Annotated in this window: 14 protein-coding genes and 1 other RNA gene; 5 read left to right on the top strand and 10 right to left on the bottom strand. The window is 42.0% G+C overall.

Annotated features, from left to right (window positions below; all coding sequences use genetic code 11):
* On the bottom strand, positions 1-3,743 hold a 3,743-nt coding region (locus V7K76_RS32010), incomplete at its 3' end, for a WD40 repeat domain-containing protein (RefSeq protein WP_335030382.1).
* A gap of 169 nt (positions 3,744-3,912) precedes the next feature.
* On the bottom strand, positions 3,913-5,262 hold the full coding sequence (locus tag V7K76_RS32005) for an ATP-binding protein (RefSeq protein WP_335030381.1): 1,350 nt from the start codon (positions 5,260-5,262) through the stop codon (positions 3,913-3,915).
* Positions 5,263-5,648: 386 nt separating this feature from the next.
* Here V7K76_RS32005 and mgtE point away from each other — a divergent pair, with 386 nt between their 5' ends.
* Positions 5,649-7,001 (top strand): magnesium transporter, encoded by a 1,353-nt coding sequence (gene mgtE, locus V7K76_RS32000; RefSeq protein WP_334952917.1) that lies wholly within the window; start codon positions 5,649-5,651, stop codon positions 6,999-7,001.
* Positions 7,002-7,076: 75 nt separating this feature from the next.
* Here mgtE and V7K76_RS31995 read toward each other — a convergent pair whose 3' ends face one another.
* Together V7K76_RS31995 and V7K76_RS31990 are read right to left on the bottom strand one after the other, a co-directional pair.
* Complete coding sequence (locus tag V7K76_RS31995) at positions 7,077-8,666, bottom strand: SDR family NAD(P)-dependent oxidoreductase (protein WP_334952919.1); 1,590 nt, start codon at positions 8,664-8,666, stop codon at positions 7,077-7,079.
* Positions 8,667-9,006: 340 nt separating this feature from the next.
* A complete protein-coding gene (locus tag V7K76_RS31990) occupies positions 9,007-16,137 on the bottom strand; it encodes an AAA family ATPase (protein ID WP_334952921.1) in 7,131 nt (2,376 codons plus the stop codon).
* 390 nt (positions 16,138-16,527) lie between these two features.
* Here V7K76_RS31990 and V7K76_RS31985 point away from each other — a divergent pair, with 390 nt between their 5' ends.
* The 3 genes from V7K76_RS31985 (at position 16,528) to pstS (ending at position 20,202) form a co-directional block, all read left to right on the top strand.
* Positions 16,528-17,268 (top strand): cytochrome c biogenesis protein CcdA, encoded by a 741-nt coding sequence (locus V7K76_RS31985; RefSeq protein WP_334774598.1) that lies wholly within the window; start codon positions 16,528-16,530, stop codon positions 17,266-17,268.
* 220 nt (positions 17,269-17,488) lie between these two features.
* On the top strand, positions 17,489-18,886 hold the full coding sequence (locus V7K76_RS31980; protein ID WP_334774597.1) for a cytochrome c biogenesis protein: 1,398 nt from the start codon (positions 17,489-17,491) through the stop codon (positions 18,884-18,886).
* A gap of 218 nt (positions 18,887-19,104) precedes the next feature.
* On the top strand, positions 19,105-20,202 hold the full coding sequence (gene pstS / locus V7K76_RS31975) for a phosphate ABC transporter substrate-binding protein PstS (RefSeq protein ID WP_334774596.1): 1,098 nt from the start codon (positions 19,105-19,107) through the stop codon (positions 20,200-20,202).
* Positions 20,203-20,230: 28 nt separating this feature from the next.
* On the opposite strand, the gene queF is transcribed toward pstS, so the two are convergent.
* The 5 genes from queF to V7K76_RS31950 form a co-directional block, all read right to left on the bottom strand.
* Positions 20,231-20,644: a preQ(1) synthase gene (queF, locus tag V7K76_RS31970; RefSeq protein ID WP_334774595.1), complete on the bottom strand. Its 414-nt coding sequence runs from the start codon at positions 20,642-20,644 to the stop codon at positions 20,231-20,233.
* A gap of 95 nt (positions 20,645-20,739) precedes the next feature.
* Positions 20,740-21,141 carry a hypothetical protein gene (locus V7K76_RS31965; protein ID WP_334774594.1) on the bottom strand — a complete coding sequence of 134 codons (402 nt, stop codon included), beginning with the start codon at positions 21,139-21,141 and terminating at the stop codon, positions 20,740-20,742.
* 252 nt (positions 21,142-21,393) lie between these two features.
* Positions 21,394-21,780 carry a phasin family protein gene (locus V7K76_RS31960; protein ID WP_334774593.1) on the bottom strand — a complete coding sequence of 129 codons (387 nt, stop codon included), beginning with the start codon at positions 21,778-21,780 and terminating at the stop codon, positions 21,394-21,396.
* A gap of 25 nt (positions 21,781-21,805) precedes the next feature.
* An RNA gene (gene ffs, locus V7K76_RS31955) (signal recognition particle sRNA small type) lies at positions 21,806-21,902 on the bottom strand.
* 37 nt (positions 21,903-21,939) lie between these two features.
* Entirely contained in the window at positions 21,940-22,206 is a 267-nt protein-coding gene (locus V7K76_RS31950; protein WP_179064534.1) for a YciI family protein, read from the bottom strand.
* Positions 22,207-22,474: 268 nt separating this feature from the next.
* Between V7K76_RS31950 and V7K76_RS31945 the strand changes: the two genes are divergently transcribed.
* Entirely contained in the window at positions 22,475-23,077 is a 603-nt protein-coding gene (locus V7K76_RS31945; protein WP_334774592.1) for a PEP-CTERM sorting domain-containing protein, read from the top strand.
* Positions 23,078-23,082: 5 nt separating this feature from the next.
* Here the strand turns inward: V7K76_RS31945 and V7K76_RS31940 are convergent.
* Positions 23,083-23,400: hypothetical protein (locus V7K76_RS31940; RefSeq protein WP_335030380.1), on the bottom strand; the 318-nt coding region annotated here is incomplete at its 5' end.

Genomic DNA, 23,400 nt, shown 5'->3' with positions numbered 1-23,400 from the left:
CCATCGGGGCTGAATCCGACGCTAATGACCCAACTGCTATGCCCAGTCAGGGTTTTGATGGCTTTGCCTGTGCTGACATCCCAGAGTTTGATCGTCTTGTCACCACTGCCAGAAGCCAGTGTCTTGCCATCGGGGCTGAATCCGACGCTACTGACCCCACTGCTATGCCCATTCAGGGTTTTGATGGCTTTGCCTGTGCTGACATCCCAGAGTTTGATCGTGTTGTCATAACTGCCAGAAGCCAGTGTCTTGCCATCGGGGCTGAATCCGACGCTACTGACCCCATTGCTATGCCCTTCTAAAGTGTTAATCTCTATAGCGCGGTTTTCTTTCTTTTCGTTGGGCTGTAAGTAAACCGCTTGCTGTAAAGTTGCCACAGTTTGCATTCGGGTATCGTTTCTTTCTAGTGCCAATGGTGTGCGTTTGAGTTTTTCACTTGCCTTTAAACCTGCGATTAAAGCATCTGGATGTTGTCCAGAGGCAAGAAACGCTTCTGAAGAGTTATTAATGGCGTCAATTTCATTAATATCGGCTTGCTTTTTTTGCTCATTTGCCTCTATTGCCGATCGCCATGATAACCCAGCTAACCCAGCTAATACTAATCCTGCGGCGACGGAACCAAAAAGGGCGCGTTTGAGAAAGTTATTGAGTTTCGCTTCACTAATTTTTCTTTGTTCTCGTTCCTTTTCCAGTTCCGCCATCACCTGCTTTAACTTCGGTTCCTGTTGCTGGCGGATAAAGGCGGCGATGTAGTCATGTACCAGTTGATAACGGTCAGCCGGGTTCTCTGGTAGCAAAACCACTAAGCCGGATTGGACAAAAATTTCTAAAATCAAATCTAAATTAGATGGTGACTGTAGAGACGTTACATGCAACGTCTCTACAAGTTTGTTGGTTTCTACACCCAATGTGTGTAAATCGCCTTCCAACTCAGCGCGAGTCTTTAGAGGGCGAGTTCCTTTGTCATCGGTGAGCAAATACAGTAGTATTTCTGCTGTTTGCTGATTCTCTTCACCACAATCATTAACAACTTCATCTAAATAACGTTTAACCAGTTCGTCTTTAGTGCCACCCTGCCGATATTCTGCCAGAGTTGTAATATTCTCAGTTTGCAGTTGCGCCCCCACAACCTGCAACTCAATGGGACGAACTTCACCCAATTCCCCGGCTAAATCCAGCACCAGTTGTTCAACTAAAGCAGGTTCTAAGTGGAAATCACCATTCTCTGTTAAACGCTGAATAATTGACTTGGCATCAACAGGTGAGAAGTTCCCCAACTTGTAAAGCACATTATTACTGAGAATGTCATTGCCAATAATCTTGAGACTGGGCAAATCATTGCACTCTAGCAAGTAATGGATGTAATCTACCCGCAGCGATAAGATAACTTTCACCGAGAGAACATTCAGACACTCTCCCAGAAACTCAAAGAATTGCTTCCTTTGGGCTGGTTCGGTGTAAACAAAGAAAAATTCCTCAAATTGATCAAAAATTAACACCGTTCGCAGGTTGCGCTGTTCGTTTTCGCGTAGTTGAGTAATTAGAAACTTTGTAGAGACGCGATTCATCGCGTCTGCATTAGGGCGTGAAGATGACGAGAGAAGTAAGGAGTGGGTATTTTGAATATCAAAGGTCGAAGTTCCGAGTTCTGAGGCTGAAGTTCCGAGTTCTGAGGCTGAAGTTCCGAGTTCAGAGGTCGAAGTTCCGAGTTCAGAGGTCGAAGTGCCGAGTTCAGAGGTCGAAGTGCCGAGTTCAGAGGTCGAAGTGCCGAGTTCAGAGGTCGAAGTTCCGAGTTCAGAGGTCGAAGTTCCGAGTTCAGAGGTCGAAGTTCCGAGTTCAGAGGTTGAACGTTGAGGTTCTAACTCTCCCCAGTCAGGAGAGACGCGATTCATCGCGTCTCTACAAACTCCCCATTCATCACTCCCTCCCAAAACCCGCCCCAATTCTTCCACCCAGTTGGTGTAAACGCGCATTACCACCGGCAAATAATCTTGAATACCGATCGCTTTATTCTTTAAAGCTGGCACTAGTCCCGCATTCACCAGGGAACTTTTGCCTACACCCGATTGCCCATGAATTACTATTAACTTATAATCAGACCGACCCATGCGTTCAATTAAACGTTCTACATCCAAGAGGCGACCAGATGCAGCAATTTCTGGGGCAATGTTTCCTTGGGGAGAGTTTGAGCGCAATGTCTTGACAAATGCCTGTTTTGTAGCTTCTAACCTACCCGCACCAATAAAAGCCCGCAAGCCAAATTGCTGTTCAATGGAACGCCGTTGCTGTTTAATGTTGTATGCTTTGAGATATTCTTTCTGCTCAAAGTAAAGCTGCTGCAAAAACCTGAGAATATCCAAGTAAAGCCTGACATCTTCTAGGGGATTACCCACATCTCTAGCAGTTTCTAAGCTGAGAGTTGCCTGTTGAAGAAGGGACTGGGGATTGGGGACTAGGGACTGGGGACTGGGAAAACTTGGCGCGACCTGTTGAGTTTGACCTAAATGGTATTGAGAACGACCTAAAATAAACTTATATAAGCTCAAATCTTTTGATTTGAAATCCTTTTCAGGAATATCAGATAAAACCCCTGAAATATTCGCTGATTCTAGATTGGGAATCTCATCAAAAACTTTTAAGGCTTCCTTAACTAACTGATTTGCTTTCACCCAGTTATTTTGAGCCAAAGCCACCGCAGCTAAAAAGCCGTAATCTTTGGCTAATTCCCTTGACTGTTTGTTAGCCTGATGGATTACTAAAGCTTGTTCTGAAAGACTCTGCAACATTTCCCACTTTTGCAAGTCTCGCAAGATATCACCAAATTTAACTAATGAATTGGCGATTAAATCTGGATTTTGGAACTGGTTAATAAAATTAATATACTCTTGAACATAATGCCAAGTCGCTTGCCAATCTGGATGATTGATATCTTGATGCTTAAAAGCTTTGAGATAATAGCAAAAGCCAATCTCACCGAGGATTTTTGCCTGTCGTTCTAAATTATGATTTTGCTGCCAGAGCTTCTCAGCTTTGTGATAATGCTCTAACGCCGAATCTTTTTGATTATTTATTTGTTTAATAAAACCTAATAAAGATTCTAAATTAGCTTGAATTTCTAAATTATAAATATCTGGCTGGTTGAGTAAATATCCTTGCGCTGCTTCTAACTCATTTTCTAATTTAATATATACATCTACGCTAAATTTTAAGTTATTGCTAAACCAGTGATTAGCCGTTTCGATGACAAAATCTACTAATTCCTGTGTTGATATGGCAAAGTCTCTCGTAGTTGCCCAACTTTCTAAATCTGGCGCAAACTGTATTAGTTGTTTGTAGATTTCATCGTCAATCCACAACACTAAGGGAAAAGCAAAATTCTTGCGAAACTCTTCCCGCACCTGATTTGCAGAAGTTAACATCACTGACAAATTCTGCACTGATTCCAAACCCACAACCATCACACAGGCTGGTGTTTCTTCGCCGAATTCTTCCCGAATTACAGTATAAAGAGTCCTGTTAGATTGCTGCACCACCAAGACACGAATTTCAACTTGACAAATTTCCCGCAGTCTGGAGATTAAGCGATCGCGCAAGCTACCATAATTACACCGTGCCAAAATCAGCTTAAACTGTCCCGCAGAGGATTCTATTGCCCAAGCTAATTGTTGCAGAGAGCGTAGATGTAGCCCGTCGTAGACATCGGTGTTTACAGGGTTATCTTCTGATGGTTGCGAGTCTGTCATAAGAGTCTGTCATAAGTTAAAAGGGCGGTTAGAAACCGCTTCTACACAGGCAAAACCCACCTCCGTGGGTTATAAAATCTTGATTTTCTCTTAGCCTACGGAGGTGGGCTTTGTTTGTGTAGCCGCGAATTCCATTCGCCCTGGCTATAAGTTGATTCTTGGATTGTTTTCACTGCAACTCTCTGGCTTCTGCCAATATGGGATTAACATCAAACCAAGACTCGCCACCATCGCGGTATTCAAAGACAAACCGACTGCGGATTAGTTTTTGATATCCGTGGTCATCACTTACTTTTTTCCTTTCCTTGACGTGACGTAACAATTGCCACTCATCATCAGAAATCGGTAACATGATTTCATTGCGACGAGAACGAATAACTTGCTCTAAAGTTTCACGGGTGAGGGGAAGACTCATTTCTTCCATAATCCAGGTATTTAGCAGCCTCAGCACGTCCCGCACATGACCACCGCTCATTTTACATAACCGTTCGAGGCTAGTAGCACTATCAAAAATCTCGGTAATTTTATTTAAACGCTCCTCTGGTGTCAAGTCAGGAAAAGCTCTCGCTAGTACCATCTGCTGCATCAGTGCCATTCCCTGTGTATGAACGCTGCCATCAGTTTTTTGTACAGGTACCATTGGTAACACTTTGGGATCTTCTGGGAAACGCTGGGTTAGCATTCCGTAATCATTGGAAAACTTCAAAGCTAAGGGCATAGTGTAGAGTAGATGACAATTCAGCCTTGTTAAAAACTCACCTTGATCGACAAATAAATATTCTTGCTGCGGACGACCCCAAGGTTTGGCACGATTATCTATGCGGTCAAGATTATCGACAATTACCACCAGACCTTTTTTACCCTGCTGTTTTAGTTTAGCGATCGCAGGTTCCAATAATTCTTGATTAATCGCTTCCAGCAGCTTAGTTTTTTGCGGTGCTAAATACTGATTGAGTTTTTCTCGCAGTGTTGGGTCATTTTTCATCTTCGCGGTGATTTCACCAATGCCCACAGACAGAGAAAGCTTTTCTTTTTCAGAGGTGACACCAAAATCGCCGACGTTGGGAACCTTAACTTTTACTCCCGTCACCTCGGAGTTTAAGACTTTCCAAGCACCTTGCAGCAACTCATTAAATTTGTTAGGTGTCTCCAAAGTAATTTTATCCAGACTTTGACTCACCCGCCGAGCGATCGCTAGCAGCACATCAGCAATATCGACATCGGTCATTTCCAAATCATCACTGGACTCAAAATAGACGACGTGGAAGCCTAACTTTTCCAGTTCTGCCTGTAACCGTAATAGTTCTGTCGATTTTCCACAACCAATATGCCCAGTAAATAAAGTACAAGTGGGTTCATTGGGCTTAAAAAAAGTAATTTTCTGCTTCAGCTTGCCAAGAATATCACCACCCCGTACCGAGGAAAAATCTATATAATACTTGCCATCAGAGCTATTGTTGACAAACAGAGTTCTGCTGGGATCGCTAGCCTGATAAAATTCCCGTAAATCTATGGGCATAACCTGGTAGTGCAATTATCTCGTATTGTCTTAACATATCCTTGTTTAAAAGGATAAAGTTATTTACAGCTTGGCATCTCAATATTTCGGAGAATTTTCGCTTTTGCTGCCTCAAAGGTGAGCAAACAGTATTGTTAGGTAAATTCAATTATTAAACGAGGTAATGAAAAGTTTGGTTTACCACCATGTCCAAGCGATCAAAACTCTTAGTATCTATCGGAGAGTGCTATTCCGGGTTAGGATGATGAACAGCGATGCCTTAATTTAGATATCGATATTGAATTGTTGAAATTTTATGGGCAATAGTCCACCAGATGGCAGTATCAACCTCCTCTGAACTGGCGAGGAAGTCTCCCAGCGCGGGGGAGACTTAGGAGATATATCTCATGCTTACACAAGATATTCATGATTTGCTGGCTGATACTACCGATTTGAACCAGTTGAAATGGGATTTAAATCGCTTGCAACCGGTGGATGTGGGAGACTATATTACACAATTGCCTGAAAAACAACGGGCGATCGCATTCCGTTTACTCAACAAAGCTCAAGCAATTGATGTATTTGAATATCTGCCAACAGAGGTACAGGAAGAACTACTTAATTCTCTGCATGATGTCCAGGTAGTGCAACTTGTAGAAGCCATGAGTCCCGACGAACGGGCAGAATTGTTTGATGAACTACCAGCTGGAGTCATCAAACGGCTATTACAAGAACTGAGTCCAGAAGAAAGGCAAGCAACAGCAACGATTCTCGGCTATCCAGAAGGCACGGCTGGGCGGGTGATGACAACCGAATATGTCCGGTTGCGCCAAGGATTGACTGTCGGTGAAGCCTTGAGTAAGATCCGCCGTCAGGATGAAGACAAGGAGACGATTTACTACGCCTACGTCACGGATGACAACCGGACGCTGGTGAGAGTAGTTTCACTGCGTCAATTGTTGTTTACCTTTCCCGATGTTTTCATCAAAGATATTGCTAGCGATCGCGTCATTAAGGTAACAACTGAAACCCCTCAAGAAGAAGTGGCGCGAATCATGCAGCGCTACGACTTAATCGCTATCCCCGTTGTTGATCGAGAAGACCGATTGGTAGGCATTGTCACCATTGATGATGTCATGGATATTTTGGAAGAAGAAGCCACAGAAGATATCCAAAAACTGGGGGGTGTGAGTGGTGATGAAGCAGCTTTATCCTCTCCCCTGTTAACCATCCGTAACCGCTTGCCTTGGCTGTTGGGCATCATGGCCCTGTATATTGGTGCCGCCAGTGCGATCGCGCCTTTTCAATCTGTAATTGCCGCAGTGCCGGTTTTAGCAGTAATCATGCCGATTTTTTCTAACACTGGTGGTACTGTTGGTATTCAATCATTAACGGTGACAATTCGCGGCTTGGGAGTAGGAGAGGTAACACCCAAAGATACCTTAAAAATTCTCCGCAAGGAACTTCTAGCTGGTTCAGGTACAGCTTTCGCTTTAGCCACAACGATGATCCTGCTTTCCTTAATTTGGGCGCGACCCGAAGAGCGATGGGTAGCTTTAATTGCTGGAATGGTAATGGCAACTAATACAATTGTGGCTGTTACACTCGGCACTTTACTACCAATGGGTTTGAAACGCTTGAAACTAGACCCTGCTTTGGTTAGTGGCCCATTAGTGACTACAATGCTAGATACAATTGGGTTTTTAACGTTTCTCAGCCTAATTTCTTTAGCTTTAAACGTTTTCCATTTACCAACTTAATCGTAAGTTTTCAGATTCCCCCGCTAAAAATAAATTAATAAGCCAGAGGAATGGGTGAATATTTGATACCATCAGCTATTTTTGTGATTGTAAAATTACAGGTTCATGGCAATTAGAACTATAACCCGGTAAAACTTTTACCTCTGGCTGAGTCAACCGGAGCGTTAAAGAAAGTCGGACTTTACCGCTATTATTACGTACTGAACGATGTAATAATCTATCACTAAATAGTACAAATTCACCAGGACGTAATACTACAGGAATAGCTTTTTGGGCGACTTCATCACTGATTTCAAAAAAGTGATTACCACTAAAAGGATCGGTTCCTTTTATCTGGCAATCTTTTAAGTAAATATTAGGTATATACTCAAATCCATTATATTCATTAACTTCTGTCAAAGCTATATAAGCATGGATAGTTTTACCATCTCCTTTCAGCAGTTTAGGATAAGCGTCTTGATGCCAAAAAGGAATTAATTGCTGTGCGGGATAGTTTACCCACAATTCTGATCGCCATAATACTAAATTTTCCCCTAAATGAGCATTAAGCCTTTCTAATAAATTTTTATCTTGACATAATTGCCAAATCACAGGTGAATCTAAATGTCTTTCCATGTAAAAAGATTTAGTAAACACTTGAATCAATATAATGAACAATGACCCAATATCAAATCTGATAAATGATTTAATTACCTGTTTTAATAATATCTTTATTGGTAATTTTCTTAAAACTTCATCAAAAATATATTGGGTAATATCAGCTATTTCATTACTGGTTAAAATGAGAGAGTTTGGCCCCCAAATTTCATCAGCACCATCATAATTAATTTTTTTTGTCTTCTGCTGTTGGTTGCAACCAGCCCATAATAAACTACGTTCCCATAATTGCTCTGATAATTCTTGATTTTGTGCTACTTTCGGTAATAGAATTTCTTGAGTATGACTATCTAAAAATTTTCCACTAACATTTTGATAATCTGGGGAAGTAGCGCAAATAAGGGTGCTATATGCTCCAGCTTCCGAGGAAATACCTAAACCTAAATATTTACTGAGACGATGCCATATAGTAATGTTTGATTGCACAAAGCCTGGATGTATTGCGTTAACAGTGACTTGAGAATTATTTAATCGTTGAGAAAGTTCTCTTGTTAAAAGCAATAAAGAGAGTTTAGAAACGGCATATAATTTGATAAAATTTAACGGTGTTTTTTTAACTAATAAATTCCAGTCAATGCCACTTGGAGATAATGCCAAATCTGACGCTAACATAATAATGCGACTAGGGGCAGATTCTTGCAATTTTTCTAGTAATAAATAAGTGAGCAAAAAATGACCTAAATAGTTAGTCCCCCAAATCAGTTCAAAACCTTCTTTTGTTGTGCCTCTGCGGTTGAATATACCCGCATTGTTGACTAATATATGTAATGGTAAATTTTTGTCATTAAATAGTTTCACACAGTTGCGAACTGAATCTAAAGAAGCTAGATCAAGAGGTAAAAATGTCACATTTTGATTTCCGGTAGTTTGGCGGATATAGTCTATAGCTTTTGCAGCTTTATTTGCCGAACGACAAGCAATAAATACATGATTGCCTAATTTGGCTAAACCTACAGCCGTCATTAAACCTACACCAGAGTTACCACCTGTAACCAGACACACTTGCATAATTTACGATCTCTCAGTATTTATTGGTAAAAATGGGAGCATCACAATTTAAAGGTCTAAAAAAAGACAAATATGCACCAGTACGGGCATTAGTATCAGCTTTACCCAAGTGTCGGCATTTACTTAATTTTTCAGATGTCGTGCATTGAAAGTATAGCTGGGTTCCTTGCAATTTTTGCGATTTATACCCTGAAAAGACGCGCCAAGGGTAGGAGCGTCAGTTTGCCTATCTTTAATCCAAAGCAACTTGTTTGAGATATTTGGAAGTCCCTAATCGTTTACCTGTGTTTCTGGCTGTTCTTTTACAACGTTCCTCGGATGCTACTGCTATATTCCATCATCATGCCAAATCGGGAACCAATGACGCGATCGCCTTCACCAATTCCTCTGGATCTACAGGCTTAGAAATATGCTGTTGAAATCCCGCAGCGATCGCTTGTTGCTGATCCATCTCACCAGCATAAGCAGTTAAAGCGATCGCGGGAATTGTCCCGCCTTCCTCTGGTTCCAGACTTCTGATCTGTCGCATCAGCATATAACCATCCATTTCTGGCATCCCAATATCGCTGACGATCAGATTTGGCTGGGATTGACTCAATGCTGTTAAAGCCTCAATGGCTGAGGCGACAACAGTAACAGTTGCACCATATTGCTCTAGCATAAAGGGCAAAAATTCTCGCATATCTGCGTCATCATCCACTACCAGAATCTCTAAGCCAGATAAGGGCAAAGACTGATTCGCCACCAGTGAAGAGTTATGTTCTAAATCCTTAATTCCTTTGTTTTTATCCTGTAAACATGGAAGCCTGACGGTGAAAGTTGCTCCTTTACCTTCGCCCAGACTTTCTGCTTGCACAGTTCCCCCGTGAAGTTCTACGAGATGACGGACGATCGCTAATCCTAAACCTAAACCGCCAAATTTGCGAGTTGTGGCACCATCTGCTTGACGGAAATAATCAAAGACGAATGGTAAGAACTCAGGTTCAATTCCCTTCCCTGTATCAGTTATACAGATTTGTACCTGTAAGCCAACTTGCTCTAATTTAATTTTTACCTGCCCACCGATGGGAGTAAACTTAATGGCATTAGAAAGAATATTCCAAATGACTTGTTGTAATCGATTGGCATCGCCTAAAACTTCTCCCATACCAGATTCAAAAATTGTCTGAATCTGGATAGATTTAGCCTCCGCCGATAGACGCACTGTCTCCATCGCAGCTTCAATCACTGATACTAAATTAATCCGGTCGAAGTTGAGGTTAAGTTTACCCTGAAGGATGCGGGAGACATCCAGCAAATCTTCAATTAATTGAGTTTGTAACTTGGCATTGCGCTCAATAGTTTCTAGGGCGCGATCGCTGGTTGCTTGATCAAGTTTGCGACTCCGCATTAGTTTTGCCCAACCCAAAATCGGGTTGAGTGGTGTTCTCAATTCATGAGACAGCACAGCTAAAAATTCATCTTTGACGCGATTTGCACTTTCAGCAGCGCTTCTTGCCGTTAGTTCGGCTTCGTAGAGATGGGCGCGAGCGATCGCTTGGGCGCATTGTTGAGCAATAGCCAAGATAAATGCTTGATCTTCTCCACTAAGTTGTTGAGGCTGGGTAAATCCCAAACTTATACCGCCAACTGCCCAACCTTCTACCATCAATGGAATAGAAATCCAGTCATTAAAATCATATTGGGCGTAAATTTCTGCTAAATGTGGGTAATGAGCCATCCGATTTTCTGTTGTTTGTGCCCAAATAGGTTTCCCAGTCCGCACCGCTTCTGTTAAGGGAGAGGGTGAATCGATGGCAAAATTCCGCCAAGTGTCTATCAAATCTTGGTTATAGCCAACCGCACGTACAATTTCCAGTTCAGTTTTACTTTCATTCAACAAAGCAACAAGGGCAGAACTAGCTCCCAATGCAGCCATGCTCTGCTCTACAATCACATCAGATACTTGGGCTGGTGTCAGCGATTCTGAAAGAGCAGCTGTAATTGACTGGAGACGGGCAATACGCTCTAATGCTCTTTCTGCCGTTCTTTGTGCTTGCTGCGCTTCTTGGTAAAGGCGGGCATTATCGATCGCGATCGCCGCTCGATGGGCAATATCTTCCGCTAATGACAAGTCAGTTGTGCTGTAACAACGTTCTGATTCCGCAGTCACAAAAGAAATTGCACCAAAAATTCTCTCACGTGCCATCAGGGGCAACATCATACAAGACTTTAAACCAAGTTCCCGCAGAATCCGCAGATATTCTGGATCTGGGATGGCTGCTGCTAGGGCTGCATCTGAAATTTCAGTTACCATTTCAGCAATTCCTGTACGCAGCACTTTCGGCACACCTCCAGGTTCATCCAATTTTCTTGGATAACGCTGATGAAGTTCCCAACCGAGTTTAACTTTCTCTGGATCTCGGTGAGCAACCGCTACCCGATTAATAAATTGGTTGTCTTGTAGCAGATCAACGCTACACCAATCGGCGAAGTAAGGCACAACCAGATTTGCCACACTTGCTAGCGTATTTTGGTAATCGAGGGAAGAAGCGAGGGTTGCACTGACTTGAGCCAAAAATGCTGCTCGTTGCTGATCGGCCTCTGCTTCCTGTCGGGCGGTTTGCTCTTGAATCAGTTGGATACGTTCGGCTTCAGATTGTTTGCGATCGGTGATATCAAGCACAACACCACTCATGTGTGTGGCTTTACCTGCTTCGTTGAAAAAGGCTTTTCCCCGACAGGCTGCGTAGCGGATACTGCCGTCATCCCAAATAATTCGATATTCTAAATTATGCTCCACACCTTCGTTAATTGCTCGACTCAACGATTGAGCCAGCAATCCGCGATCATCTGGATGCAGACGAGCTAAAATTTCCTTAGAAGTGCCAGCAAAGGTTTCCGGTGTTAACCCAAATAATTGATAAACCTGCTCATCCCAGTCAAAGCGATCGCTGCTAATATCCCAACTCCAAACACCGATTTTGGCAGATTTCAACGCCAAATTTAGTTGTGTTTTGCTGTCTTCTAAACCTTGATAAAGACGAGCATTTTCTAGAGAAATAGCAATTTGAACTGTCAAAATTTCTAATACAGAAAGTTTGTCTTGTGTAAAGGCACTGGAGATGAGATTATTTTCTAAATATAAAATACCAAGTAATTTTGACTGACGGGCGATCGGCAAACAAAGTACAGATTTAGGTTGCTTTTTAATTACATACTCATCCTTGGAAAACAAATTCTGCTCAGTAGCATTCTGCAAAATCACTGTTTCTTGAGTTCGCTGAACATAATTCAGTATTGATTGCGGAATAAGCTGAGAAATTTCACCCTCTAATATAGGTCGAGAAACATTGAGCTTTTCTGCTTGGGTATTAACCTTAGCTTCTACTTCAATCACCAGATTTTGCTCATGTTCAAGCAACAAATAACCGATTTCTGCTCCCGCTTGCTCGATCACAATTTGCATTAATGTCTTCAACAACCGTGAAAAAACAATCTCACTACTGATAGTTTGAGAGGCTTTAACTACTGATAAAAAGTCTAAATGCTCACCTGTGGTGATAAACGTGCCATTAGAGATAAGCTGTTGTTGTGGCAATAGCTGAGGATAGGATTCTTCGAGGTGCTTGACTTTAGCAAATGCCTCCCAGCGCACGTAAGCATTTTTAGCTGCTTCCAAATAAGTTTTGCCAATTAATTCAAATTCTCGCTCCAAGTAGAACTTAGCCGCTAGCTCATTAGCCAAAGCTTCGTATTGCCCAAATCCCTGCTCACCGGCTGAAGCAATTGATTGCTCATACAGGCGCATTGCTGACAAATCTCTACCTTCAATCCGAGCTATTTCAGCAGCTACTAATTGAGACTTGTGTAAAAAGTTGGCAGAGCAGTGGTTAGCCCAATATTGCAATTGTTGCTGATGGGATTCTAAGGTTTGCAAAAACTGTTCTTGCTCTTGATTAGATACTGTTGGATAAAGAGCCGTTAGAGTCAGCGAGTAATATAAAATGTAATCTGTTTCAATTGGTAATGCCAGTGTCGTTACTGGCAAATTAGATAATTCTAAGGCAGATTTCAATGCTTCTGTATATTCTCTATATGTAAAAAAGATAATTAATTTGATAATGTGATAAAAAATAATCCCACTGACAAAACCTGCATCTGTAATTACAAATAAAGCGTGTGATTCATCAAAATTATCATCACTTAGAGTCAGATTGTGACGAGTAAGTCCGCGCAGATTCATCAGGAGCATCTGCTGTAATCTGATTGTCTGATAAACAGCTTCATGTTTCGACTGACGGGCAAATGTAGTGTATTTCTCTAGAGATTTGTATGTATCTCCAATTGGATATCCTAACTGGATAATTTGCCACGAGCCTTGATAGCCGTTGTAGTTTGCCATCGTTATATCACCTGCTTCCACACAACCGATAAATCCCCGCTCTAAAAAGGGAATATCGGTAGCAATATGGTTACACCAAACGTTAATATGACTTCCATGAATGTGTAGAACAACTCCTCTAAGTTTCAAGTCATAAAACTTTTCATTCAATTGAATGGTCATCTCAGAAAATGCGTAACCTGTGGGAATATCATGGAAGATAGAAACCAACAGCATCGCGTACATACTGTAAGCAAAACAGGAATCTTCCGTATTACCAAACTTGAGGGAGTAGTTAACAGCTTGAAGTACGACTAAGGGAAAGAGATCGGGTCTAGCTAAATAAGTAGGTGGCCCCAAAGTGGTCAACAAACTAATCAGTGTCTTAATATTTGGATCTTGGATTACCGGAGCATTAATTAAATCAGAGATTTGTCTATTACCTAAATTTATCAATACCTGGTTTTTTTGAATCGCTATCGCACCTTCCATTTCCTCATTTGTATCAGGGAATCTCACCCCACAAAGTTTTAAAGCTTCTAATCCTAATGCCAGTGCTTCTTCATATCTACCTGCAACTTGATAGAGTCTGATTTGCAGCATATAAATATTAGATTTATCTACATGAGATTTTGCTTTCAGCAATAATAAATTAAATAATTCTTCTGCTTGTTCTAAATTTCCGGTTAAGAATTCACACTCAGCCTGTTCTCTAAACAAAGTAAATGTTTGTTCGTATTGTTCAAACCATTCATTCTCAGCCAAAAGATTCATAGCAACGCTAAAAAATCTTTTTGCAGGAGTATAGGCTGTAGAAGCTTTTGCCTTTTTACCAGCGATTAAATTCAATCGCACCAATTCATTTTTTTCTGTTTGTTCAATAATTAGATCCACCGCGAGATTGAGTTGATTGACTAGATCAAAAATTTGCTCATTCACTTGTTCAGCATTCGCATTTCTCAGCAAAAGCCACCCAATTTTCAGGTGAACAGCTGACTTTGATTCATCGGCAATTAAGGCATAAGCAGCTTGTTGAACTCTGTCATGGTAGAAACGATAGTTTTTATGAACACTTTCATCTGACTCAATGGAAATAATTAATCCTCTTAAAATTGCTTCAACAAGTGCATTTGCCGTTTCTTCAATAGACTGTTCCCCAACAAGTGCCAAAACTTCTAAATCAAAACGATTCCCGATACAGGAGGCTAATTTAAGTACCTGTTGAGTTGCAATTGGCAGTTTTTGCATCCGCCCAATCATCAAAGTGACAATATTATCTGTAATACCTTGGGCTTCAATCTCAGCTAGATTCCATTGCCACCTCCCTTTTACCCCCCTCTGTCCCCCCTTACCAAGGGGGGTGGGGGATTGAGTGGGGTCAAAATTCAGTAGATTCTCTTGATGCAATGTTTTTAGGAACTCATTGACAAAAAAAGGATTCCCGTCAGTTTTTTGGATAATCAATTGAGCCAGAGGTTCTACTTGCTCTGCTGAACTATGCAAGGTATCAGCAATTAACTGATTGACATAGACAAGATTTAACGGTGTCAGCAGAATTTCGGTTGTTCTTGCCCCATACTGCCGAACCTTATCTATCATCAAATTAAATGGATGTACAACATCTACTTCGTTATCTCGATACGCCAAAATGAAGCAGAGATACTGGATACTAGAACCAGTAATAATAGTTTCAATTAAATTCAAAGTAGCGGTGTCTGCCCACTGCATATCATCTAAAAAAACAGTGAGTGGATGTTCTTTTTTAGCAAAGACGCTGATAAAGTTCTGAAACACCAAATTGAATCTATTTTGAGATTCAGCAGGCCCTAACTCTGGGATATAAGACTGTTCGCCAACAATTAGTTCAACTTCTGGAATTACATCTATGATTAGCCTACCATTGTTCCCTAAAGCTACTTTTATTTCCTGTTTCCAGGTAGAAAGTTGCTCTTCCGGTTCAGTTAAAATTTGTCGAGCAAGTGTTTTAAAAGCTTGCACAATGGTGGAATAAGGAATGTCTCGTTTGTACTGATCAAACTTGCCAGAGATAAAAAGCCCACGTTCTCTAACAATGGGTTTGTGAATCTCCTTCACCAGAGAAGATTTACCAACCCCAGCATAACCCGAAACTAACACGAGTTCTGGTTTTCCTTGGCTCACAACTCGCTCAAATGCTTGCAGAAGCTTGGTTATCTCTGGTTTTCGCCCATACAATTTTTGGGGAATTTGAAAGCGTTCTGAGATATCTTGCTGACCCAAAACAAAGGATTGAATTTCTCCGGTTGTCTCTAATTGCTTCAAACACTTTTCTAGATCAAATTGCAAACCTAAAGCGCTCTGATATCTCTGTTCTGCAACCTTCGACAGCAATTTCATGGTAATCTCACAGAGCATTTGAGGAATATCAGAGTTCAGTTTTTTCGGATCTAACGGAGATTTAGCAATATGACAATGCACCCACTCCAAGGGGTCTTTACCTTGAAATGGTAGCTGACCTGTGAGCATTTCATAAAAGGTGACTCCCAGTGAATACAAATCGCTGCGATGGTCAATCCCTCGATTCATTCGCCCAGTTTGCTCAGGTGATAAATAAGGTAAACTGCCTTCAATGCGACTGGAACTGCTAACTATTTGCTGCTGGTAGGGAATGAAAGCAGCAATTCCAAAATCGGCAATTTTTACCTGATTAGTTTCGAGGTTAATTAAAATATTTTGCGGCTTAATATCCTTGTGGACAATGTTACAAGTGTGGATTTGTGCGAGTTTACTGGTGATTTCAATGGCAATCTTCAGAAACGGCACAGGTTGTTGAAATTGGTCTAGAAATTGGTCGAGCGATCGCGCCTGAAAATCCTCCATAATTAAATAAGGGATTCCCTGGTGCATCTCTAAGGCGTAGGCTTTGACTACGGCGGTGGTATTTAAGCTTTGTGCGATCGCATACTCATGTTTAAGTTGTTCAATATTATTGGGTGTACACTGTTCTGGACGTAGCCCTTTGATAATTACTGGACACTGGTCTTCAACCTTAATTCCACGGTATATGACTGCTTTTACCCCTGCTTTTAACAAAGTCGCAATTTTAAATCCGGGTAATGCAATCATCATGCCAAATACTCCAGCCGTGTTTCTTCAGGGATAATCCGAGCCTAATTGTATTTTAGATACATTTCCTGGGGCAGATGAAATTTAGTTGAAGAAGAATTCAGAAGTCAGAATTCAGGAGTCAGAATCACTTTCGCCCTTGGATTCAGACCCCAACCAATTGTAGACACCGTGCAGACGATAGCGCCGGCGGCAAGCGAGTCCGCGAGCGTCTGGGGTTTTAAACCCGTTTATTCATCTACCAGTCGCACAGAAAACATTGCTGAATTCTGACTCCTGACTCCTGAATTCTGTTCGATAATATCAGTTGCGGATAATCACTTCTGCTGACTCTACAGACAAAAATAAGCTACAATTCAAGCAGAGTAAGCATTTCCCGCTCAGAAACTCCCCATGTTTGATCGCCTGCAAACCCAAATTTATCAATTAGAACAATTCGCCAACAGCCTCGTTTCTAACCAACTGACACACCTTAGCGTGGTGAGTATTGGTATCATCTTTGCGGCTGGCTTGCTCACCAGTCTCACACCCTGTATGCTTTCCATGCTGCCAATTACCATTGGTTACATCGGCGGTTATGAAGCCAAAAGCCGCTTGCAAGCCGCGGCCCAATCAACTTGGTTTGCTCTAGGTTTAGCAACTACATTGGCAGGGATGGGTGTCATAGCAGCTTTTGTGGGAAAAGTCTACGGTCAAGTGGGAATTGGTTTGCCGATTATCGTCAGCATTATCGCTATTCTCATGGGGCTGAACTTATTAGAAGCACTGCCTATACAATTTCCATCCTTGAATGAAACGAATTGGATTTCGCCAGATTTGCCAACAGGATTGCGTTCCTATTTGCTGGGACTGACTTTTGGCTTAGTGGCATCCCCTTGTAGCACGCCTGTTTTAGCCAGTTTACTAGGTTGGATTGCCAATACACAAGACTTAATTTTAGGTGCTGTTTTGCTACTTTCTTACACAGCAGGTTATGTAGCACCGTTAATTTTGGCGGGTACTTTTACAGCTTCAATTAAAAAATTACTAGAATTGCGTCGCTGGTCTGGTTGGATTAACCCAGTTAGCGGGGCACTATTGGTAGGATTTGGTGTATTTTCCTTAATTTCTCGAATTCCCCTCGGCAGTCTTTAATATCAAGGGGTCGCGCCAGGATTAAGAGACTTCGGCGCAGCAAGTCTTTTAGGAATGGCGCTCCGGGACTGGGGACTGGGGACTGGGAAGAGTTTTCTTCTCATGCGAACGCTGCGCGAACAAAACATGGGTAGTGGTCTGAATCCCCGAACAATTTTCCCAGTCCCCAGTCCCTAATCCCCAGTCCCTTTTTCAATACCTGTATTAGCTTTTACACATAATGACTTTAGAAGATTCAGCTGCAAAAGAATTAAAATGGTGGGCGATACCTGGGCAGTTCTTACGGCAAGAGCTTTTGCCTGTATTGACTAACTTACGATTAGCGATCGCACTACTGCTATTGATTGCAATCTTTAGCTCTACCGGTACTGTCATTGAACAAGGTCAGTCACCCGCATTTTACCAAGCCAATTACCCGGAACATCCAGCTTTATTTGGTTTCTTAACTTGGAAGGTAATTCAAGTAGTTGGATTAGACCATGTATATCGTACCTGGTGGTTTCTGTCATTACTCATCTTATTTGGCACTAGCTTAACTGCTTGTTCATTTACCCGGCAGTTACCAGCCTTAAAAGCTGCCCAGCGCTGGAAATATTACGAAGAACCACGACAATTTCAAAAATTAGCTTTAAGTACAGAATTAGATACTGGTTCGCTAGATTCTCTCAGTCAAATATTACAGAAACACCGCTATAAAATTTTTCAAGATCAAGAGAAAGAAAATCTCCTTTACGCCCGCAAGGGAATAGTCGGACGCATCGGGCCAATTATTGTTCATATTGGCATCGTCGCTATTTTACTAGGGGGAATTTGGGGGGCGATGACTGGATTTCTCGCTCAGGAAATGGTTGCTAGTGGCGATACATTTCAAGTGACAAATATTGTCGATGCTGGCCCAATAGCTGCAAAAATCCCGAAAGATTGGTCTGTGCGAGTCAATCGTTTTTGGATTGATTACACTCCATCTGGCGGCATCGATCAATTTTATTCTGATCTGTCTGTCTTGAATAATCAGGGAAAGGAAATTGACCACAAGAAGATTTTTGTCAACGAACCTCTGCGCTATCATGGCATAACTTTTTATCAAACTGATTGGGGAATTGCAGGTGTTCGCGTCCAATTTAACAATAGCCCCGTTTTTCAGCTACCGATGGCGCAATTGAACACCAACGGTAACGGTCGCATTTGGGGAACCTGGGTTCCTACTAAACCAGATTTGAGTCAGGGTGTCTCCCTGTTGGCGAAAGACTTGCAAGGGATGGTATTAATTTATGATGCCACTGGCAAACTCGTTGATACAGTCCGCGCTGGAATGTACACCGAAGTAAATGGCGTAAAGCTGAAAATTTTGGATGTCATTGGTAGCACTGGCTTACAAATTAAAGCCGATCCAGGCATTCCAATTGTTTACTCAGGGTTTGGTTTGCTGATGCTGGGTGTGGTGATGAGTTACTTTTCTCACTCGCAAATCTGGGCATTGCAAAAAGGCGATCGCTTATATATTGGTGGCAAAACTAATCGCGCCCAAGTTGCTTTTGAACAAGAGGTTTTAGATATTTTAGATCGGCTGAGTTCACAGCCAAAAGGTGAGGAGAAAGAGGCAGCGATTGAAGTTTAAACGCTCCAGGGGCGCATTCGCATTAGCGAAGCGGTAGCGACGTTAGGAGCGTCAGCGTCTCGCAGAGAAGGAAATCGCAGAGTAACGCGGAGGATGACTTTGCGTACCTACCCTGCGGGAAGGCGTTCACGTAGCATCTCCAAGAGTTGCGCCTATGCCTTAACCTCTGCGCTCCTGGAGCGTTTCAAAGTTATTTACAATTAATTAGAAAATTACCATTGGAACAAAAGATTTCTATATCTGCTCAATTTAAATTTAAAGGACGCGTTTACCTTCCAACCCTAATCGCTATCTTGTTAAATATCACTTCTTGCACTGCCAATAATCGAAACATCAAACATATTTCTCTCGTTGGTGCTGGGGCAAGTTTTCCTGCACCTTTGTATGAGCGCTGGCTTGCAGATTATAATCAGCAACATCCTGATGTACAAATTAACTATCAAGCTATAGGTAGTAGTGCTGGAGTGCAACAACTCATCGAAGGTACTGTGGACTTTGCAGCTAGTGATGTGGGAATTACAAATGAACAAGCAGCCAAGATAAAACGGGGAGTAATTGCTTTACCTCTAACAGCCGGTTCTATTGTGTTAGCTTATAACCTCAAACCAGTTGCACAGCAGTCGCCTCAAGTCAATGTGCCAACTGCTCTCAGGCTACCACGCCAAGTTTACGTCGATATCTTTCTCGGAAAAGTTACAAATTGGAATCATCCTAGAATAGCCGCAGCTAATCCAGGAGTAAGTTTACCCGATTTACCGATTCAGGTTGTACACCGAACTGATGGTAGTGGGACTACAAGCGTGTTAACGCAACACCTAAGCGCCATAAGTCCCGAATGGAAAAGCAAAGTTGGGGCTGGTAAATCTGTAGCATGGCGAGTAGGAATTGGTGGCAAGGGTAATGAAGGTGTTACCGCCCTAATTCAACAAATACCCGGAGCTATTGGCTATGTAGAGTATATTTACGCCAAAGAAAATAAACTTCCTGTAGCTGCTTTAGAAAATAAATCTGGTAATTATATTGCGCCGACACCAAAATCTGTAGCTCAAACTTTAGAAGCAGTGAAATTACCCGCCGATAACTTAATTGCTTTTATCACCGATCCTACCGATGCCCAATCTTATCCCATCGTTACTTACAGCTGGCTTTTAACTTATCAGCAATATCCAAACCGAGTCAAAGCTCAAGCTCTGAAAAACTTTGTTGATTGGGCGGTGATTGACGGGCAAAAATCCAGTTTGGAACTTGGGTATATTCCTTTGTCTAAAAAAGTTGTGGTTCAAGTACAATCTGCCATCAATAAAATTGCCGAATAAAGCCATCAGCGCTCATCATTGATGATATTTACTTTTGGTGACGCACTTCAACCACAGTATGCACATTACCACGAGGCGTAAAATCTGCTTTCACCGTAACTTCCAACGGATCGCAAGCAGCCACAAAATCATCTAAAATTTGATTGGCAGATTCTTCGTGGGAAATGTAGCGATCGCGATAACTGTTAATGTAAAGCTTAAGCGCCTTCAATTCCACTACCCGTTCATCAGGCACATAAGTAACGTAAATTGTCGCAAAGTCAGGATAACCGGAAAACGGACATTTACAAGTAAATTCCGGCAAAGTGATGCTAATGTCATATCGCCTCCCCACACGCGGATTCGGAAAGGTAATTAGTTTACCTTCTGCAATGTCGCGTTCGCCATACTTAATTTCTTGGCTTGCCTCGGATAGACTATCAGATAATTTATCAGTTGTCATTTGTTAATTTTTAGTTGTAATTTGTAATTTTTCATTTACTCCCCTGCCCCCTGCCCCCTGCCCCCTGCCTCTCTCCCTCTCTCCCTCTCTCCCTCTCAATACTCTTCCTTCTCCCAATCTGGACAACTCTCATCTTCACAACCGTGGGGATGCATACCACAAACTAACAAATTACCACCATATACTTGCCCGTGGTAATGACTACAACCGATGCAGGCAGGATTTTTGTCGGCTGTGGGTTCAACTAAATAAGGAAAACCCGGATCTGCATCTGCAACAATGTCTTCCAATTCCCAGTAAGCTTCCATCATTGGTTCAGCAAAATCCTGTAAATACTGATCGACTTCAGTAACAATGTTATTGTGTACTTGCTCGGTGACTTCTTCCGTTAGCTCAAAAAATGCGTCTACCACTTCACTCATTCCCAGGAAGAAACGCTCTACTTCTTCAGCCACTATTTCAACGATTTCTGCTAAATCTTTTTGCCACTGTTCCATAAACTTGACACCTTTGCAGGCTATAAACAGGACGCTTTGTGTTATCTGGCTTGAAGCACTAAAATACACACTAGTACCGCAAGGCGGAATTCAAAATTCAAAATTCAAAATGAATACAGCGTAAGGTTTTCAGGGGTTTAGAATGGTATATCTTTTTACGCCGTGCTGTACTAGGCAATGTATCTTATCAAGTTTCTATCACAAGTGTCATGTCAAAATGCCACTTATTAATGATATTCCGAGGAAAGAATGCTATTGGTCGCGTTGCAATCGTTTTAACTCGTCTTGTAGATTTAGTACTTCTTGGCGTAATTTATCTACATTCTCATCATTTGATACCTCTTTCACCGTTGGTTCTTCATCTTCCTCTAAAATTTCAATGCGACGAGGCTCAGAAGGGGGTGTTTTCTCAGAGGTTTCGGCAGATGGTTGAGCCTGTTGGGCTTGCTTCATCATCTCTTCAACGAAGCGGCGGGCTTCTTCTGTGTTCATTTCGCCCTTTGCAACCATTTCATCTGCCAGTTTTTGGACTTGCGATCGCACTTGGGCTAATTTTCCCCCTGCTTTCTCACCTGCGTAAGAAGCTAATCCAACACCGAGGTAAAAAGCTTTTTGAACAATATCTCCAAAACCAGGCATTGTTGCTGAAGGCTCCTAAAAATAGGGCGACCCGGAGACTACGCCTACCACAAGCCTCCCGTGTTGCTGCTACCTTCCGGTTCTGACAAGATTTGGGTGTTGTGATCGCATAGATCCAGGTCTTTTAAAAGCATAACATGAAAAGTCAGTAAGTGTGTGTTATTCCATAACAATTCGCCATTCATAAAGCTGATAGTTGACGCAACCGTGTTGCACCAAAGGATCGTCAGCCACAATCGCTTCTGCTTCCTGCTTTGAAGCTGCCTCAAACAGCAACATGCCGCCTCTTTGCTCCGCCCAATAACCTGTTCGCGCTTTGTGTCCTTTAGCAATTAAGTCCTGAATGTAGGCTTTGTGAGCAGGTACATATTGGTCAAAGGTAGGTTTATCAACTTTTCCTTCTTCAATTTTTACAAACCACGGCATTAGCTTCTTAACTCCAGTTACAAAGGACTTCCTGCTTTAGTTATGACTGTTTTTGAGGATCAAAAATCTGGGCACTCTGCCTCAACTACGTTTGGGTGGCAGTTTTAGTCACTAGACATCTCCAGAAATTAAATATGTGTTATCCAGAATCCTTGTAGAGACGTAGCACTGCTACGTCTCTACATTCATTTTCACCAGATGTCTACTGGGGATTCCGTACAATACATGGGAAAATTCTAGAAGATCCGTGATCGCACTAACGATTTCCATGAAAAATCTAGCTCTATCTGCCGTAGCCCTCACCACCGTATCTGGATTAGCTTTCGGGAAAATGCAAACCGCCTCTGCTTTAAATTGGAACTGGAATTATTCTGGTACTGGCATAGCAGCAAACGGTACTCTTATCACTAATGACACCCCTAACGATTTGGGTTTTTACCTGATCTCTGGAATTACTGGTACACGAAATGGTGAAACAATTACTGGTCTGCAACCCGCCGGAACTCCAATACCAGGAAACGAACCTTTTAATGTTGATAATTTAATTAGTCTTAATACTCAGCAGTTAACAGGTGATGGTTTTGGGTATTCCACTTCGGGAGGAAACTATTCTAATCCATTTTTCGCGAGTTTTTTGCCGACACCAGGTTATTTAGAGGTTTTTTCTGCGCCGCCAATCATACCAGGTTTTGAAAATTTGGGATTGGAAGATAGTCAGTTACCCATTAGTTTTTCTGCGAGCATCATCACCATCCCTGAACCCACTTCTATTTTTAGCTTACTCATCCTTGGCACTCTGGGCGCACCTTCAATACTCAAACGTCATAAGCTATCCAAATTAACTCAGAAGAAGCTCGAAAAAGTTTCCTAAAACCATCAATAACAATTCAAAACTGTACTCTTACAGGGAAGCAAGTTACGCGTAGCGTCTTGTAGATAAGAGAGTTTCAGATGGGAGTTTAAAGCCCGATTGTAGCTTGCTTTTTGTAGGGTAACTTTAGCTAAGTGCAGTTTTGCGTAAAAGCGTAGCGTTTTTAATGCAACCCAACGCATTAACAATGCAACCCGACGCATTAACAATGTAACCCAACGCATTAACAATGCAACCCAACGCATTAACAATGCAACCCGACGCATTAACAATGTAACCCAACGCATTAACAATGCAACCCAACGCATTAACAATGCAACCCG

This window comes from Nostoc sp. (genome assembly GCF_036917975.1).
GTDB lineage: Bacteria > Cyanobacteriota > Cyanobacteriia > Cyanobacteriales > Nostocaceae > Nostoc.
This window is presented reverse-complemented; position numbering and strand designations above follow the sequence as displayed.

Bases quoted from the DNA above. Each gene is read 5' to 3' on its own strand.
- V7K76_RS31980 (WP_334774597.1), top strand. From the start codon at position 17,489: ATGACTTTAGAAGATTCAGCTGCAAAAGAATTAAAATGGTGGGCGATA.
- V7K76_RS32005 (WP_335030381.1), bottom strand. From the start codon at position 5,262: ATGCCCATAGATTTACGGGAATTTTATCAGGCTAGCGATCCCAGCAGA.
- V7K76_RS31995 (WP_334952919.1), bottom strand. From the start codon at position 8,666: ATGCAAGTGTGTCTGGTTACAGGTGGTAACTCTGGTGTAGGTTTAATG.
- V7K76_RS31985 (WP_334774598.1), top strand. From the start codon at position 16,528: ATGTTTGATCGCCTGCAAACCCAAATTTATCAATTAGAACAATTCGCC.
- V7K76_RS31990 (WP_334952921.1), bottom strand. From the start codon at position 16,137: ATGATGATTGCATTACCCGGATTTAAAATTGCGACTTTGTTAAAAGCA.
- V7K76_RS31960 (WP_334774593.1), bottom strand. From the start codon at position 21,780: ATGCCTGGTTTTGGAGATATTGTTCAAAAAGCTTTTTACCTCGGTGTT.
- V7K76_RS31965 (WP_334774594.1), bottom strand. From the start codon at position 21,141: ATGGAACAGTGGCAAAAAGATTTAGCAGAAATCGTTGAAATAGTGGCT.
- V7K76_RS31950 (WP_179064534.1), bottom strand. From the start codon at position 22,206: ATGCCGTGGTTTGTAAAAATTGAAGAAGGAAAAGTTGATAAACCTACC.
- mgtE (WP_334952917.1), top strand. From the start codon at position 5,649: ATGCTTACACAAGATATTCATGATTTGCTGGCTGATACTACCGATTTG.
- queF (WP_334774595.1), bottom strand. From the start codon at position 20,644: ATGACAACTGATAAATTATCTGATAGTCTATCCGAGGCAAGCCAAGAA.
- V7K76_RS31945 (WP_334774592.1), top strand. From the start codon at position 22,475: ATGAAAAATCTAGCTCTATCTGCCGTAGCCCTCACCACCGTATCTGGA.